14 protein-coding genes are annotated in these 16,563 nt (G+C 60.2%); 1 reads left to right on the top strand and 13 read right to left on the bottom strand.

The window, feature by feature from the left end; all coding sequences use genetic code 11:
- Positions 1-5: 5 nt before the first annotated feature.
- The 5 genes from G522_RS0110890 to G522_RS0110910 all read right to left on the bottom strand — a co-directional run bounded on the left by G522_RS0110890 (position 6) and on the right by G522_RS0110910 (position 6,214).
- Positions 6-632: a nucleoside/nucleotide kinase family protein gene (locus tag G522_RS0110890; RefSeq protein ID WP_026791065.1), complete on the bottom strand. Its 627-nt coding sequence runs from the start codon at positions 630-632 to the stop codon at positions 6-8.
- Positions 633-643: 11 nt separating this feature from the next.
- On the bottom strand, positions 644-1,402 hold the full coding sequence (locus tag G522_RS0110895) for a glutamine amidotransferase (protein ID WP_026791066.1): 759 nt from the start codon (positions 1,400-1,402) through the stop codon (positions 644-646).
- A 175-nt stretch (positions 1,403-1,577) separates the two neighbouring features.
- Positions 1,578-2,582 carry a rhamnose ABC transporter substrate-binding protein gene (locus G522_RS0110900; RefSeq protein WP_026791067.1) on the bottom strand — a complete coding sequence of 335 codons (1,005 nt, stop codon included), beginning with the start codon at positions 2,580-2,582 and terminating at the stop codon, positions 1,578-1,580.
- Positions 2,583-2,627: 45 nt separating this feature from the next.
- A complete protein-coding gene (locus tag G522_RS0110905) occupies positions 2,628-3,638 on the bottom strand; it encodes an ABC transporter permease (RefSeq protein ID WP_026791068.1) in 1,011 nt (336 codons plus the stop codon).
- On the bottom strand, positions 3,635-6,214 hold the full coding sequence (locus tag G522_RS0110910; protein ID WP_026791069.1) for an ATP-binding cassette domain-containing protein: 2,580 nt from the start codon (positions 6,212-6,214) through the stop codon (positions 3,635-3,637). Before G522_RS0110910 ends, G522_RS0110905 begins: the two co-directional genes overlap by 4 nt.
- Positions 6,215-6,491: 277 nt before the next feature.
- Here G522_RS0110910 and G522_RS0110915 point away from each other — a divergent pair, with 277 nt between their 5' ends.
- Positions 6,492-7,724, top strand: a complete 1,233-nt coding sequence (locus G522_RS0110915) for an ROK family transcriptional regulator (protein WP_026791070.1) — start codon at positions 6,492-6,494, stop codon at positions 7,722-7,724.
- Positions 7,725-7,890: 166 nt separating this feature from the next.
- Here G522_RS0110915 and G522_RS0110920 read toward each other — a convergent pair whose 3' ends face one another.
- The 8 genes from G522_RS0110920 to G522_RS0110960 form a co-directional block, all read right to left on the bottom strand.
- A complete protein-coding gene (locus tag G522_RS0110920) occupies positions 7,891-8,439 on the bottom strand; it encodes an SIS domain-containing protein (RefSeq protein WP_026791071.1) in 549 nt (182 codons plus the stop codon).
- Positions 8,440-8,515: 76 nt separating this feature from the next.
- On the bottom strand, positions 8,516-9,397 hold the full coding sequence (locus G522_RS0110925; RefSeq protein WP_026791072.1) for a sugar phosphate isomerase/epimerase family protein: 882 nt from the start codon (positions 9,395-9,397) through the stop codon (positions 8,516-8,518).
- A gap of 23 nt (positions 9,398-9,420) precedes the next feature.
- Positions 9,421-10,383, bottom strand: coding sequence for an ABC transporter permease (locus tag G522_RS0110930; RefSeq protein WP_026791073.1), 963 nt, complete (start codon positions 10,381-10,383; stop codon positions 9,421-9,423).
- Positions 10,373-11,887 carry a sugar ABC transporter ATP-binding protein gene (locus G522_RS0110935; RefSeq protein WP_026791074.1) on the bottom strand — a complete coding sequence of 505 codons (1,515 nt, stop codon included), beginning with the start codon at positions 11,885-11,887 and terminating at the stop codon, positions 10,373-10,375. Before G522_RS0110935 ends, G522_RS0110930 begins: the two co-directional genes overlap by 11 nt.
- A 158-nt stretch (positions 11,888-12,045) precedes the next feature.
- Positions 12,046-12,990 (bottom strand): substrate-binding domain-containing protein, encoded by a 945-nt coding sequence (locus tag G522_RS0110945; protein ID WP_026791075.1) that lies wholly within the window; start codon positions 12,988-12,990, stop codon positions 12,046-12,048.
- 1,117 nt (positions 12,991-14,107) lie between these two features.
- A complete protein-coding gene (locus tag G522_RS0110950; protein ID WP_026791076.1) occupies positions 14,108-14,869 on the bottom strand; it encodes an amino acid ABC transporter ATP-binding protein in 762 nt (253 codons plus the stop codon).
- A complete protein-coding gene (locus tag G522_RS0110955) occupies positions 14,866-15,546 on the bottom strand; it encodes an amino acid ABC transporter permease (RefSeq protein ID WP_026791077.1) in 681 nt (226 codons plus the stop codon). Before G522_RS0110955 ends, G522_RS0110950 begins: the two co-directional genes overlap by 4 nt.
- A 128-nt stretch (positions 15,547-15,674) precedes the next feature.
- On the bottom strand, positions 15,675-16,448 hold the full coding sequence (locus G522_RS0110960) for an amino acid ABC transporter substrate-binding protein (protein WP_026791078.1): 774 nt from the start codon (positions 16,446-16,448) through the stop codon (positions 15,675-15,677).
- Positions 16,449-16,563: the final 115 nt, after the last annotated feature.

Raw genomic sequence — 16,563 nt, forward strand, 5'->3', positions numbered from 1 at the left:
GGCGTCTACTCAGAGTGAACAAAATAGTCGGATTTTCTTGAGCACTCTTGGATCAGCTTGGCGTTGGCGACGTCGTTTCCATCGATCTTTCTGACGGCTTCCTGCTCATCGATGTCGAGATCTGCCCAGCGTTTCAGGAGACGTTGGCGAAGAACCGTTGGGTCGGCGACGAGCATCACGGAAAGATCGAACGTCAGACTGGACCAAGGTGCCCGATCGAGCAGGAGATAATTGCCCTCGACGATCACGATGCGAACGGTCCGTGGGATAAGGCGGGCTCCGGCACGGGAGATCTCCAGCGCTCGGTCGAAGATCGGCACGGCGATTTCCGGCTCGACATTCTGTCGGATGCGCTCCAGCAAATGCGCAAGGCCCGACACATCGAACGTCTCGGGTGCCCCTTTCCTGGCCCTCAGGCCGCGCTCGTTCAGGACGATGTCATCGAAGTGAAAGCCGTCCATCGGCAAAACGGCGGCAACTCCATTTATCCGCTCGTTGAGCGTGGCAGCCAACGTTTCGGCCAGGGTGGACTTGCCTGAGCCGGGGGCGCCGGCGAGTGCCACGATGATCCGGCGGTTTCCGCTACGGTCGAGCAGGATCTGAGCCAGCTCTGCCGGAGAAGTGAATGTCATTTCTATTCCGCTCAAATTTCGAAGCAAAGCCAGCGGATCATGTTGGCCATGAACCGATCATAACCACTCCAGGCCATGAAATCCTGCGACAGCCAATGCGGACCGATGTCGGTCGTCCAGGCAAGCGCTCGCCCGTGTCCATAACTCCCGGCGACCAGCAGCGGAAGGCTTCCATTCCGGCGCTTGCAGCTCAGCACGACGTCGCCCTGGTTACGTGGAATGACCCGGTTCATGCCTAGCACGAAGGGGAAGGGCTGGGGCAGGCCGGCAATGATTGAATGGTCCGCCTGGCGCACGTCAGGGTCCAGCCCCTCCGGTGCCTCCACCGCATCCGGTCCATTGACGCATTGAACCGGTAGGCACCATTCGACGCCGGTGCCGCCATACATGGCGCGACCGTCGACGCCTTGGTAGCTGCAATAGCCACCGGCCATCATCAGCCCGCCGCCGTGTTCGACCCACTCGCGGAGAAGATCGAGACGGTTGACGGACCGCCGGCCCGCCCTGGATTCCGGTGTGAGCAAAAGGGACAGCGAGCCAATGTCCGACAGCACGACCGCCGAGTAAGCTGCGAGTTGGTCCATCGACCGGGGAAACTCTGCCTCACAGCGCTCGCCGCCCAGCTGAACGACCTCGATCCCCTCGGCCCGCAGGCCTTCAATGTAGCGAAGGGCGCCGTTGGAATAGGTAGCCGACAGGCCAGGGTCGTAACCCTTGGAGGTCAGCGACGTCGTGTGAAATGTCTCCCCGGCGAGAAGAACAGGCTTCATGGGGCTTATCCCTCTGGTGAAGCGGGTAGCGCTAGAGCACCCGCCGATCAGGTTGAATCAACCTGATTGAAAAGCGGCTGCTCCAGCAAATGACCTGGAGCCTTCGCTGGACGACCGAATGTTTCAATTTGGTCGGCGAAGGCTCTAGGGACGCGCTACCCGTTCGGCTGGAGTTCTAGAACTTGAATTCTTCGACGTTCTGCGGGGTTACGATCTGTGCCGGCCCCAGCAGCACTTCGCCCTTCTCGCCTACCTTGTAGGTGCCAAGGCGACCGGCTTCGAAGCTTTCACCGGCTTTGCCCGTGACCTTGCACTGGGCGACAGCCTGCGCCGCATAGTAGGTGAGATAGCCAAGATCCTTGACGTTCCACCAGATATCCTGAACCGAGCCATTCTGGATGTATTTCTTGATCAGCGTGGCGGGCGCGAGACCCGTCAGCTTGATCTTGCCGAGCAGCCCGGCCTGATCCATGGCGCGGGCCGCAGCCGGCAGACCGATGCCGGCCGGAATGATGATGCCCTTGAGGTTCGGGAAGGCCTGCGCCAGCGCAAGCGCCTGCTGCTGGTTGACCTGCTCGCTTTCCTGCCCATAGGCAACCTGCACCAGCTTCAACTTCGAATATTTGGCATCCGACGCCATCTTCTTCTTCATGAAGTCGATCCAGGCGTTCTGGTTGGTCGCCGTCGGCGTCGACGACAGGATGGCAAATTCGCCTTCGTAGTTGATGAGCTGCCCCAGCGACTCCAGCATCATCTCGGCCAGGCTGTCGCCGGCCGCCTGATTGAGGAAGACGGTGCGTGCGTTGGCGGCGACGTCGGAATCGTAGGAAACCACCTTCACGCCTTGCTTGACCGCACGCTTCAAGGCGGGGGCCACGGCGTTGGAGTCATTGGCGGAAATGGCGATCACGCCGACCTTCTGGGAGACGAGATTGTTGATGAATTCGATCTGGGCCTCGGCCGTCGCCTGCGACGGCGCCTGCTTGACCGCTGTTCCGCCGATCTCCTTGGCCGCTTCCTCGGCTCCGGTCTGAGCGACCTGGAAATAGGGGTCGGTATCGAGCTTGGGCAGGAAACCGACCGTGACCGGCTTGGTTGCGCAGTCCTCGGCGCTTGCCGTTGCCACGAGCGCCAGCATGCTGCTGGCGGCGAACAGCGTCTTGACTAGGATTGACTTCATTTTTTCCTCCGATTTCCGGTGTAAAGAACCGAACGAGCCCCGGAATTACTCGCTGGCGTTCGCCCTGAAATGTCTTGTCCTGATGGTCGAAAAGATCCGCTCGGACGCGTTGCTGACCAGGATGGAGCCGATGAGCAGCAGTCCGACGATCGTGCCCTGCGCGTCGCCGCCGATCTGCAGCAGGCCGAGCACATTGCGGATGGTTGCCACCAGCAGCAGCGCCCACAGGACGCCGGTCAGGGTTCCCTTGCCGCCGAAGACGCTGACCCCGCCCAGCAAGGCAATGGTGATGACGTCGAGCTCTATGCCCAGGGCGTTGTTCGCTCGGGCGTTGGCGAGCCGCGCCGTATAGACGATGCCGGCCGCCGCACAGATCACGCCGGAGGTAATGAACAGGCCGACGACAGTCCGTCCCAGCCGAATACCGGAATAGCGCGCTGCGTCGGGACTGCCGCCGATGGCATAGATGCGTCTGCCGATCGGCATCCTTTGCAGCGCCACCGCAAACATCGGCGCGAGGATCAGGAAGGGCAGGATGGTCAACGGGACAATGGAGGTCCCGACGGTGTCGATGCCGAAATCGGTGAAACTGTCGGGAAAGGTATTGATCGATCCCGACCCCAGGAAAATGTAGGCGATGCCTCTGTAAACGGCCATCGTCCCAAGCGTGACGACCAGCGAGGGCAGTCCAAGGCTTGCTACCAGATAGCCGTTGAACGCGCCGCAGGCGCCGCCTGCAAGCAAGGTCACGACCATGGCGAGCCAGAGCGGGCTACCAGACTGGACGAACAGGCCGAATATCACGCTGGTGAGGGCCAGGATGCTGCCGACGGACAGGTCGATCTCTCGGCAAATGATCAGCAGGACCATCGGCATGACGATGAGGGCTCGTTCCGAAAAGCCGGCGATCGCCTGCGAAATGTTGAAGGCCGAGGCAAAATTCGGAACAAACGCGACGGCGCCGGCAATGACAGCCACCGTGAGGGCGCCGAGGAAGTTGTCCCACGTGGCGAGGCGGCTGGCCCACCCGGTGGACCGCTTCGTATTGGCGTTCATTTGCGTCCCCCTTTGGTCCGTCCGTAGGTGCGGTGCGCGACCAGCGCATCGATCCCGATCGCTGCCAGGATGACGAGGCCGTACACACCTTGCAGCCAGAGCGGATCGACGCGCACCAGCGTCAGCCCGTTGTTGATGATGAGGAGCATTAGGGATCCGGCGGCGACTCCAAGGACAGTGCCTGCGCCGCCCCTGACGGCTATGCCGCCGACAACCACCGAGGCGATGACGGTGAGCTCGAAGCCATAGGCCACGCGGGCATCAACGGTTGCGTAGCGGGATGCCCAGAGCGCTCCGTCAAACCCGGCGAGCAGACCGGCGATGGAGAAGGCCAACAGGATTCGCTTGTTGGCCGGAATGCCGATCAGCCTTGCGCCATCCGGATTCGAGCCAATGGCGAACAGCTCGCGTCCGATGGACGTCATCCTGAGGAAATAGGCGACCGCGCAGAGCGTGAGGGCGGCGATGATGGTAACCGCTGGCAGGCCGAAGATGCTGACAGCCGTCATGTCGAGCCAAGCTTGCGGCACCTGATCGGCGCTGACTTGCGTACCGCCGGCCCAGATGCTGTTGACGCCGCGGAAGATCGACATGGTGCCGAGGGTCACGACGATGGCCGGGACGCGTCCATAGGTAACGACCGCTCCGTTGACGAAGCCTGCCACGAGACCGACGAGACAGGCGAGGCCAACGCCGCCGACAACTCCGATTTCCGGGTGCACGTGCAGGGTGGAAGCCGCGCCATAGGCTGCGAGGCCGATGACCGCCGCTACCGACAGATCGATGCTTCTGGTGATCATCACCAGCATTTGGGCGACGGCGACGATGGCAAGCAGACCGACGTCCATGGCAAGAGCCGAAAGGTTGGCGGCGCTCAGCATCCGGACGTTCAGGATCGAGACCGGGATGATCACCGCGGCGATGGCGGCAAAGAGCCCGACTTCGCGGCGCGCCAGAAGATCATGCCAGAGTTTGGATGCCGTGCGCCGGTCGGCATCCGCGTCGAACGGTGCCAACGGACTGGAGGCGTGGCTTTCTTGTTGTCCGTCGGAAGCCGTCGCCGCGCTGATGACGGTCTCCTGCGAAACTTCGCCGCGCCTCAATTCGGCGGCAACGTTGCCTTCCCTGAGCACGATCATCCGATCGGACATGCCCAGTAGCTCTGGTAGTTCCGAGGAGATCAGGATGATGGCCATGCCCTTGCTGGCAAGATCCGCCATCATCGCGTGGACGTCGGCTTTGGTCTGAACGTCGATGCCCTGGGTTGGCTCGTCCAAGATGAGAACCCTGGGTTTGGTGGCGAGCCATTTGGAAAGAACGACCTTTTGCTGGTTGCCGCCTGAAAGCGAGCTGACCGGCTGATCGAACGAGCTGTAGCGAAGGCGGAGGCGATCGAGAAACGGCTTGGCTGCGGCGATTTCCTTGCTGCGCGTCACGAGGCCCGCCGAAGTCGTCTCGTCCAGGACCGTCAGCGAGGCGTTGACCAGAATGGAAAAGTCCATCACCAGACTTTGGCCGATCCGGTCTTCCGAAACATAGGCGATGCCGCAGTCCATCGCGTCTCTTGGCGAGGTGAACGATACCTCCTTACCGTCGATCAAGATCCTGCCGGCGGTTGGCTGATCAATGCCGAACAGCACGCGCGCAATCTCGGTGCGGCCGCTCCCGACCAGCCCACCAAAGCCGAGTATTTCACCCGCTCGCAGTTCGAACGAGGCGTTCCGGAAGGCGCCGTCACGACAAAGCCCGTCCGCCTTCAAGACCACTGGTCCCGGCTCGCCGCCATGGTGGGGAAACAAGCCATCAAGCGGGCGGCCGACCATCAATTGAACGGCGCGTTCGCGGGATAGATCGGATGCTGCATGGGTACCGACGTGACGGCCGTCGCGCAGCACGGCGATCCGATCCGCCACCCGATAGATCTCGTCCATCCGATGGCCGACGAACATCATGGCGACGCCTTCTGCCCTGAGCTTGTCGACGACCGAAAACAGTCGCTCGACCTCGCGGAGTGACAAAGCCGCCGTTGGCTCGTCCATGATCAGCACACGCGCATTGAGCGACAGGGCGCGGGCGATTTCGACCAACTGCTGTTCGGATGTCCTGAGGCCCTTGAGAGGCGCGGTGACATCGACATCGAGGCCGACCAGCTCCAGCCAGCGGCTGGCCTGTTTGCGCATGGCGGCATGGTCCAGGTGCCACTCGGTGCTCGATCGGCCGATGAACAGGTTCTCGGCAATCGGAAGATCCGGAAACAGGCCGGGGTGCTGATGCATCACCGCAATGCCGGCGCTCAGCGCTTCGAGGGGCGAACCGAGGGAAACTTCCCGACCATCGATCTCGACGTGCCCCGTATCGGGGCGATAGACACCGGCCAGAAGCTTGACGCAGGTGCTTTTCCCCGCGCCGTTCTCTCCGAGGAGGGCGAGCACTTCGCCGGCGCGCAGATCGATGGAAACGTCCGAGACGGCAACGGTGCCACCGAAGGTCTTGGTGACGCCGACGAGCGAGGCCAACACCGTAACAGGGTCAAGGCGCGTTTCGGCACCCAATGTGGAATGGGTATGATCAGCCATGGACGCGCCCCTCATGGAGACGCGCGCGAGGCACGACAGCACGGTTCATCAACGGGTCCTCTCCCACGACCGGCTCTCCTCTTTTCCGGTCGATTTATTAAAGCAAATTACTAATTCATTTTCTGAGGCTGTCAAGCGCCTCGATAGAGCCCGTGAGTACGAATGGCGTCTTCTCATGTTTTCAAACAGTTGCCTTCTATCGCCTGTCGCGCTAGGAAGAGGGCAACTCGGCGTGTATTGAGAACACGCTTCATTTGAGCCGCGGATGGCGGGCCTAATGGCACAGACAGGAAGCAACTCGGTTCTTTTGCGCGCCTACAACGAACGCGTCGTTTTGGACGCCGTGCGGAGGCATGGGCAGGCGTCAAAAGCGGAAATAGCCAGATTCGCGCATCTCACGCCGCCTGCGGTGGCGGGCATCGTCGAGGCCCTCGTTGCCGGCGGCTACCTCACGGAAGTCGGCAAGCGATTTGGCGGAAAAGGGCAACCATCGGCCATGTATGCTCTCGCGGGAAGCGGGGCCTATACCATCGGCTTTCACATCGGCCGCCGCGCCATGGATGCGATCCTGACCGATTTTGCCGGCCAGACCTGCGCATTCGAAACCTTTGAATATCCCTATCCCGAGCCGGACGTGATCAAGCGGCTGGGGCGAACGTCGATCTCGCATTTCAGGTCGCAATTGGGGCCGGTCAACGAAGGTCGCCTAGTCGGCATTGGAATTTCCGCCCCTTACTTCATTGGCGGCTGGGACGAGGAACTGGGATTTCCGGGCGACGTTCAGCTGGCCTGGCGCTCTTTCGATCTGAAGAGCCACTTTGCCGAAACGCAAAGACTTCCCGTCATGATCGAGAACGACGCTTCGGCCGCCGCTGCAGCGGAGTTGGTCTACGGGCTTGGCAAGAAATACACGGATTTCCTGCATATCTCGATCAGCACATTTGTGGGCGGTGGCTTGGTCCTCGACGGAACACTACAGACAGGCCCCAATGGAAATACGGCCGCCCTTGGTCCTTTTCCAGTTACGCCATCGAAATTGAGCTCTGTTCGCCCGCCGAAGGGGAAGTTCGACGTGCTTCTGCATCGGGCGTCGATCTACACTTTGATCAGTCACCTCAAGTCGAACGGGATTGACATCAACCGGGCGCGCGAACTCAGCAACATGCCGGCGGAGGTGGGGCTGCTTGTTTCCGAGTGGCAAGATGATTGTGCCGACGCGCTGGCGCAGGCGATCATCGGCTGCATCTCCGTGGTCGATGTTCAAGCCGTCATTATCGACGGCATACTGCCGTCGCCCATACTCTTGGAAACGGTCGCCCGTATCAGGCAGTGTTTCTCCGAAATGATCCCACCCGGATTGATCGCGCCGTCCATCCTGAGCGGAGAACTCGGAGCGCGTGGCTCTGCCTTGGGCGCCAGCATCCTGCCCATGTTTGCCCTGTTCGGCCCCGACAAGGGCGTCTTGGTGAAGACGAGCAGCGAGAAAAAGCCGCTGCTGATCGGCTTGTAAGCGACGCTGTGCTCTTGTCTTTGGCAACTCCGCCGTCTTCTGGCCTTCGATGACTTTATCGATGGGAAACGGTTGGTAGTTCTGAATATCAGTCTGATAGCCGGTGTAGTGGTGGAGGGGCTTGATCAGAGCGAGGCTGAGTATTCATGCCTTGAATACGCGAGAGTTACTCCAGATTTGTATGATTGGCGCGCATCGCTTGGGGAGTGATCTTAAGAAGCTCGCGCAGCTTGAGAATGAGACATTCGAATAGAATGTACTGAGCCCCTTCATACAACGACCCCATTGGCAGTACCGAGGTTGCCGGTCCAGAGTCGTTGGCCATCGTCTGCGCCGGAATGGTCAGCACGACGTTGGCAGCCTGGGGGCAGGTTCCGCTGGGTTGTGCCGTCACGCAGAGCGTTTGCGCCCCGGCCTCCGAGGCCGTCTTCATCAGGGCTGCGACGGTTGAGAAGTATCCCGGACCGGCGGAAACGATCAGCAGATCTCCACGGCCAAGCGGCGGGGTGCTCATATCACCAACCACTGAGACTGAAAGTCCCAAGTGATAGAGCCGCATGGCGAGCCCCTTGATTTGCAGGCCCTCCCGACCGACGCCGTAAAGAGCGATCCGCTTGGCGGCTGCGATGGCTGTAACCGCCCGATCGACTTCGCTTTCATCAAGATGGGTGAACACGGCGGCAAGATCATCAAGCGCTCTTTGATAAATCGACATCGTGTTGTCCCTTCTCTTCTTTGGCTTTTCTCTGGTCGGAACGGCTTGGCTCGCCATCCCGCGTAGGTCCGGCGGTTCAGGCGGATTTGAGCAGGGCCATGGACGCCTTCATGTCGGCAAGGACGGTCGCGTCCGGCTCCTCGAAGGCGTAGACGACCTCAAGGAAGAACGTCTGGTCCTTGAGCTTGTAACGGTTCCAGAAAGCCGACAGATCGGTCGGACTGACCAGTCCGTCATGCGTGAAATTCCAATGCCGGTCGTAAAGGCCATCTGTCTGCTGGATATGATAGGCGGCAATGTAGTTGCCGCAGACGGCCATCCAATGCTCCATTGTGGCGTCATCGCCAAATAGGGGCCTGAACATGGCGTGCCCCCAATCGACGTTGAGACGAACCGGTACGTCGGTTGCTCCCTCGAGGTCGTGCATCAGGCGTAGCGCATCGGCCGCCGTCGACGGAAACTCGGTCGAAAGCGGTACAGGTTCGACCATCAGCATCTTGAGGCCGCGCGTCTTGGCGTGGCGGGAGAGCCCCACATAGATCTCGAGAGCGTTCTTGTAGATCTCCTCGCGCCTTGCCGGATTGACGGCATCGTCGGCACTGAACGAGCCGAACGGCATGCCGGCGACCGGCACTTCCATGGCCGCGGTCATGTCGATTGCGCGAGAAAGATGCTGACGGCCGAGGTCGCGGAGTTCGGGTGTTGGCGCGAGGATGTGATTGTAGTTGTAGCTGGCAAGGCCGCCAAAGCTGCTCTCGACGGTGACGCCGGCATCCTTGAAGGCCCGCGCATAAGCACGGGCAAGACCGTCGCGCTGGGCTTCCGGCCACCAAGGATCGACGAGATCCCAGGTGAACTGGACATGGCGGGTGTCGAGATCGTTTGCCACCAGGGCGGCCAGACGGTTGGGTTCCAGCCAGCGCTTGACGGCGAAGGAAAGGTTGAGTCCGAGTTTCATCAGGATGCTCCCTTGCTCTCCGGTTAGTCTTCGCGGCGAATGTAGCGGCGGGAAATGGCGTCGAACGAGATGGCCAGCACGACGATGACGCCGCTCACGACGCCCTGCCAGTAAGGCGACACGCCGAACAGCACGATGATGTTCTCGATAATGGCGATGATGGCCGCGCCGAGGATGGCGCCGACCGGCGTACCGACGCCGCCCGTGGTGGCGACGCCGCCGATGACTGATGCAGCGATGGGCGGTAGCACCCAAGTGTCGCCGATCGAAGGTTGAGCGGTACCGAGGCGCGAGACCATCAGGAGACCGGCGAGAGCCGCCAACGTACCGGCTGCGGTGAACACCAGAATACGCACTCGGTTGACCTTGATGCCGAGCATGGTGGCAGCGGCTGTGTTGTCGCCGATGGCGTAGAGATAGCGACCAAATGGCGTCTTCAGGGTCACGAAGGCGGCAATTGCCAGCACCACGATCATGACGACGAACGGTACCGGGACACCAAGCACGTCACCGCGCCCAAGGAATTGGATTTCCTTTGGAATATTGGTAATCGCCACGCCCTTGGTCAGCACCAGGTTGATACCGCCGTAGATGCCAGCTGTGCCGATGGTCAGCACCAGTGAGTGCAGGCCGAGCTGGGTCACCATGATGCCGTTGAAACAGCCGAGGGCCGCACCAGCGACGAGGCCCAGGAAGATGGCGACCCAGGGATTGACGCCGAAATTCATCATCAGCATGCCTGCGATGACGCCGCAAAGACCGCCGATCACACCGAGTGACAAGTCGAGTTCGCCCAGGATCAGCAGCATTGACTGGCCGATGGTCACCAGACCGACGAAGGCCAGCGATCTGGCGACCACCGACATGTTGTACGACGTGAGAAAATAGGGCGACAGCAGCGCCGACAGTACGAAAATGATCAGCAGGGCAACGAATACGCCAGCAAGCGGGTTCGCCAGGAGGAAGGAAAGGTTCTTACGCTGCATTGGAATGACTCCCAGAGCCGAAGATGGCGCCGATAAGCGTTTCGTTGCTGGTGGTGGCGTTGTCGAAAGCGCCGGTCTGACGGCCTGCGTACATTGTGACGATCCGGCTTGCGCATTTGCGCAATTCGTCCATCTCCGAGGAGATCAGGATGATCCCGACTCCGGATTCCGCGAGGCGTTTCATGATCTTGTAGATTTCCGCCTTGGTGCGGACGTCGATGCCCTTGGTCGGTTCATCAAAGATCAAAACCGATGGAGCGGTGGCCATGGCTCGGCCAATGATGGCCTTTTGCTGATTGCCGCCGGACAGGAACGAAATCTTCTTGTTCATGCTGGCAGTCTTGATGTCGTAGGCGGCGATGATCTGTTCGACCAGCGTCCGCTCCTTCCGCGACGAGATGCCAAATCGAGCCAAGGTCTGCTTGAGGATCGAGATACCGATGTTCTCTCGCACGGAAAGCTGAGGCAGTATTCCATGCAGCTTGCGCTCTTCCGACAGGTAGAGCAGGCCATGGTTGACTGAATAGTTCGTGTCGCCAAGCTTGTGAGGTTGGTTCTGCAAAAGGACCGTGCCCGACTTGGCTTTGCGATAGCCGAAGATTGTCTGCATGACTTCCGAGCGACCTGCCCCAAGCAGGCCAGCGAACCCCAGGATCTCGCCGCGCCGAAGCTCAAAGCTGACGTCGTGGAAACGAAGACCGGTGAGATTTCTGGCTTCCAGGATCGGTGGTCCCGACTGCGGCTCGGCTGGTGGAGTGGGGCGGAAGTGCTCCTCGAACGACAGCTCGGAGCCGCTCATGGCGCGAATGAGGTCGCGTTCGGTGATGTCGTCGATCTTGCCATCCGCCACTTTTTCACCGTTGCGCAGTACGGTGAAGTCGTCGCCGATCTCCAGCACCTCGCCCATCTTGTGCGAGATGAAGACAATGGCGTGGCCGGTGTCGCGAAACGACTTGATGACGTTGAACACTCGCTCGACCTCCGTCGTCGTCAGCGACGACGTCGGCTCGTCAAGGATCAGCACCTTCATATGCTTGTTGGTCGATGCGCGGGCGATCTGCAGCAGTTGCTGGTCGGGTACCGAGATGCTGCGCACCAAAGCCGACGGCTTGGCGGTGATGGCAAAGCGATCGAGATAGACTTGCGCCTCGCGTTCGAGGGTCCGCTCGTTGATCAGACGGCCGGTGAAGTCGGCACGGTCATAGGGAATGAACAGGTTCTCAGCCACCGACAGGTGCGGAAACAAGCTAAGTTCTTGCGGCACATAGGCGATGAAGCGGAATTTCGTCGGATCTTCTGCGACGTCTTTGCCGTCAATGATGATGTGGCCCCGACTGGGCGTCGGATCCGACCCGGTGATCAGCTTGACTAGGGTCGATTTGCCGGCACCGTTTTCGCCGGCCAGAATGTGGACGCGACCAAGCTCCAACTTGAGACTGACGTTGTCGAGCGCGCGGACGCCGGGAAAATCGCGTCCTAATCCTTCAACTTCGAGAAATGCCATGGTTCGTGTCCTGATGGCCGATGCAGCCGGCCTCCACTGGATTGCGGAGGCCGACCGTCATGGGATCATTGCCCGCTGCGTTCGCCAGTAAGGTGCCAGCGGGCTGAAACAGTGTGCTGTTCAGCCCGCTGGCGGCGGGTCCCGCTCAAGGCGGATCGTCAGTCGATATTGTCTTTGGTCAGCACGGCGATGCCGGTATCGATGGTCTTGGGGGTGTCAACGCCCAGGGCCTTCTGCCACATGGTCATCACGGCCCAGTAGCCTTGCATCTGCGGCTTGGTCGACGAAGAACTGTCGGCAACGCCGTCGCGGATGGCCTGGAGCATCTCGGGCAGGTTATCGAGACCAACCAGCGTGACCTTGCCGACCTTACTGGCTTCGGTGATGGCCTGCGCGATGCCGATCGGTCCGGCCGCGTCGCAGGCAACCCAGCCCTTGAGGTTCGGGTTGGCCTGCATGATGGCCGCCGCCTGCTTCTGGGCCGTCTCGATGTTGTCGTTGTCGATGCCAGTGGCGACGAGCTTGATCTTGGGATACTTCTCGAACACCTTCTTGTGACAGTCGGCGCGGATGGCGTGGTTCGGTGCGCTCGGCACGCCCATCATGATGGCGACTTCGCCTTCTTCATTGAGCAGCTTGACCAGCCGCTCCGACGCGATCTGAGCCTGTTCGCAGAAGTCATTGCCGATCGCGGTCAGCGCCATGCCCTCGGGGGGCACGGAATCGAACACCGATACCTGGATGCCCTGTTCCACGGCTTCCTCGAGTGGAGCGCGGTTGCCCGACGGGTCGAGAAGGTCGATGGCGATGCCATCCGGGTGGGTCGCAATCGTCGACTCGAGAATCTGGTTCTGCTGGACGACGTCGGCCTGCTGCGGCGCACTGTATTCGATGGCCACCTTGGCGCCTGTCTGAGCCTCGATCACCGCTGCGGCGTGCTTGGCGCCATCGTTCACCAGGTCAAACCAGGGATGGACGACTTTCGGAACGATGACGAAGCGGAAACTGTCCTTCTTGGTCAGGCCCGGCAGATCCTTCGCCATGGCCACGCCAGTGAAAAGAAGGGCGGAAGCGGTCAGCAGAGCTACGGTAAGCTTTCTCATGGGTACTCCTCCTTGGTCTTCACGTCTGCTTGGGTGTCGGATGTTGGCGAAGGGAAAATTGAGCTAGACAGCCAAGCGTATTGGATGACTGCCCACCCGATGTTTCATCCTCTCCGTGCAATACCCGATCGAAGCCGATGCATTATTTGTTTTTAAGTTGCACCGGCCTCAATTCTCTGAAGTAAGAATATTTATAGATCAAAATATAATTCGTACTGAGTGTCCATGATGAAGATTTGATATAGTAATATTATATATATGAGGTCGTCATCTGTCGTGTATTTCTAATTGTAGTACGGGGCGCGGTAGAAAAGTCTTCAATGGAAAGCCGGGTGCCAATTACTATCCTGTCGTCAGTCGACCTGCGGCCTTGACTGCGGAAGGTAGGTAGCCCCCACAAAAGATGCGAGGCACAAAGGTGCCCTTTCCCTCCCGGGACACCAGCCTAAATCCTCCCTCTCACGTGGCTGGGTACCATTGATTGTGTTATCTTTACCAAAAATATTGATAGCTATTATCACGTCCCTGTCAAGGGTGGACGTTGGCTGCCCTATGGAATTTCATTGGGGAATGAATTTCGGATTATTTAAAAATATTTAAATATATCAATAGTATAAAGAAAGTATGGTGGCGTTTTCTAGGGTGCCTGCGGCGCCAAATTGCGACGTTCGTATTGTACGACTATATATGCCATGTGACGTGATCGCGGGGAATATGAGACAAATCCCGCGTGACGCCGGCTGTGAATGATGCAAAAAGTGTTCTTTTTGTAACCACACGCAGTCTGCCTCGAACTTCGCGGCCGGGATTGGCGGCATTCTGGCTCGAGTTCGTAGCGATAGACATGGGCTGCCATGTCACCTTTCACAGGCAGCGAAACACACCGGCTCGGCGGCGTCTGTTACGTGAAAATTGAGGAGGGCGCTCGGTACGAGCTGGCGCCCCGAATAAGGTGACGATCGCTTGGTTCACGCGGCGCCGCGTTATGGGTGCGAAAACGCGCGGCTTTGCGGGATGCGATTAGGAAATTGCTCGAGGCGCGACCGAGATGTCAGGTAGGTAATCGGATGGCCAGACCTGCGTCGCCCAGGGCCGTTTTGCCCGGCCATCCGATATCCTAGATGTCGTAAACCTGCGGAGCGGTGATCGAGGATACGAAGCGCTTAGTGCGCTCCTGCCCTGGATCGGTAAAGATCTGTCGTGCCGGACCGGTTTCCACGACGAGCCCGCCCTCCAGAAAGACGACATTCCTGGCGATGCGCGACGCGAGGCGCAGATCATGCGTGGCGATCACCATGGTCGTCCCCTCGTCGGCCAGCCGGCTCAACACGTCCACCACTTCCAGCGCTAATTCCGGATCGAGGGCAGAGGTCGGCTCGTCGCAGAGCAACACCCGCGGCGACATGGCCAGTGCTCTGGCGATGGCGACGCGCTGCTGTTGTCCACCCGACAACGTCGATGGCCAGGCGTCGGCCTTTTGCGACAGGCCGACCTTTTCAAGCAATTCGCCGGCCCGCTGCCGCGCCTTGTCTCTCGGCCATTTCAGGACCGTCAGCGGACCTTCCATGATGTTCTCGATGGCGGTGCGGTGCGGAAACAGCTGGAAGTTCTGGAACACCATGCCGGTTTGGCGGCGGATGGACTGGATGGCCGTCCAGCCCGGTCGATGGCTGGGCCGGAAGGTCAGGCTTTCGCCTCCGAGGACAAGGGTGCCGGAAGTCGGGATTTCAAGAAGGTTGATGCAGCGCAGAAGCGTGCTCTTGCCACCGCCCGACGGTCCGACCAGCGCCGTTACTGTGCCCTCGGCGATGGTGACGTTGATGTCGGAGAGAACGGTGGTGTCGCCGAAGCGCTTGACGATATTTCTGAGTTCGATCACGGGTTCGCCTCCAGGCTGCCGCCATAACGGCCGAAGCGATGCTCAAGCCGCTGTTGCAGATGGGACAGCACCGAGCTCAGCGCGAGGTAGATGAGGGCCGCCTCGATGTAGAGGATCAGCGGCTCGTAGGTGGTGGCGACGATGCGCTGGGCCGCTTGGAACAGTTCGGGCACGGTGATGGCGGCGGCGAGCGAGGTGTCCTTCACCAGCGAAATAAAGGCATTGGAGAGGGGCGGCACGGCGATCTTGGTGGCCTGCGGCAGAATGGTGCGGATCAGGCACTGCCGCCAGCTCATGCCGATGGAATAGGCGGCTTCCCATTGCCCCTTGGGAACGGCCGAGATCACCGCACGGATGGTCTCGGAACCATAGGCGCCGACGTTGAGCGTGAAGCCGATCAGTGCTGCCGGAAAGGCGTCGAGATAGATGCCGAGGCTGGGCAGGCCATAGAAGATCACGAACAGCTGGACGAGCAGCGGCGTGCCACGAAACACCCAGACGAAGAACCGGGCCAAGAGGGCGAGCGGCAGCGGGCCGAACAGGCGCACCAGCGCCGTGATCAGGCCGAGCGCCAGGCCGAAGGCGAACGACAGAAGCGTGAGGGGAATGGTAAAGACGAGCCCGGCCCAGAGTAGGGAGGGCAACGACTCCGCCATGAGATGAAGCCAGGGGGGCACCTTGGACTCCTCGTATTTGGAACAGCATACACAGCAGAGCCGGGGCGGCAGGCTGCCACCCCGGTCAATTCAGAGCGCTTGTCGGGAAAAACGCAACGCCGATATTTGCTTCCGACCGCAGGGTCGGATTATTTCGACACGTCCTGTCCGAAATACTTGTCGGCGATCTTCTGGTAAGTGCCGTCGGCCCTGATGTCGTCGAGCGCCTTGTCGATGGCGGCGACCAAGTCCGCCTGGCCCTTGCGAACGATGATGCCGGAAGCGTCGGCATCTTCCTTCTGGGCGACGATCTTCACCGGCGCGTCGGGCTTGTGCTTCTTGAAATCGAGGAAGGACAGGCTGTCGTTGATGGTCGCATCGGCACGCTTGGTCAGCACTAGCTGGATCGACTCGTCGAAGCCGGTGGTGCCCACCAATTCGGCGCCGGCTGCGGTGGCCAGTGCACCGAAGTTGCTGGTCAGCGACTGCGCCGACTTCTTGCCCTTGAGATCGGCGAAGCCCTTGATGCTGTCGTCATCGGAACGGATGATCAGGACGGCCTTGGAGACGATGTAGGGCTTGGAGAAATCATATTTCTCTTTGCGCTTGTCGGTGATGCCGACCTGGTTGATGACGGTGTCGTAGCGGTTGGCATCGAGGCCGGCGATCAGGCCATCCCATTTGCCCTCAATGAACTCCGGCTTGACGCCGAGCTTGCCGGCAATTGCCTCGCCAATCTCGACGTCAAAGCCGACCAGCTTGCCGCTCTCGTCGTGATAGGTGAAAGGCGCGTAGGTGCCTTCGGTGCCGATGCGCAGAACGCCGGCCGACTTGACGGCGGACAGATCATCGGCGGCCAGGGCGGCGCCGGCAAACGCGAGGGTAGCGGCGGCGACAGTCGCCCAGAGTCGAACAGTTTTCATGGTCTTCAGGCCCCGGATATGGAGTAAAATTATTCCGATTGCCTATCCTCGCATCAATCCCGCCGGTGGTATGGGCAGGAAATAGGCGAAGTTTCACAGCGATGTAGAATTTTTT

The organism is Pleomorphomonas oryzae DSM 16300, assembly GCF_000422965.1.
In the GTDB taxonomy this organism is placed as follows: Bacteria; Pseudomonadota; Alphaproteobacteria; order Rhizobiales; family Pleomorphomonadaceae; genus Pleomorphomonas; species Pleomorphomonas oryzae.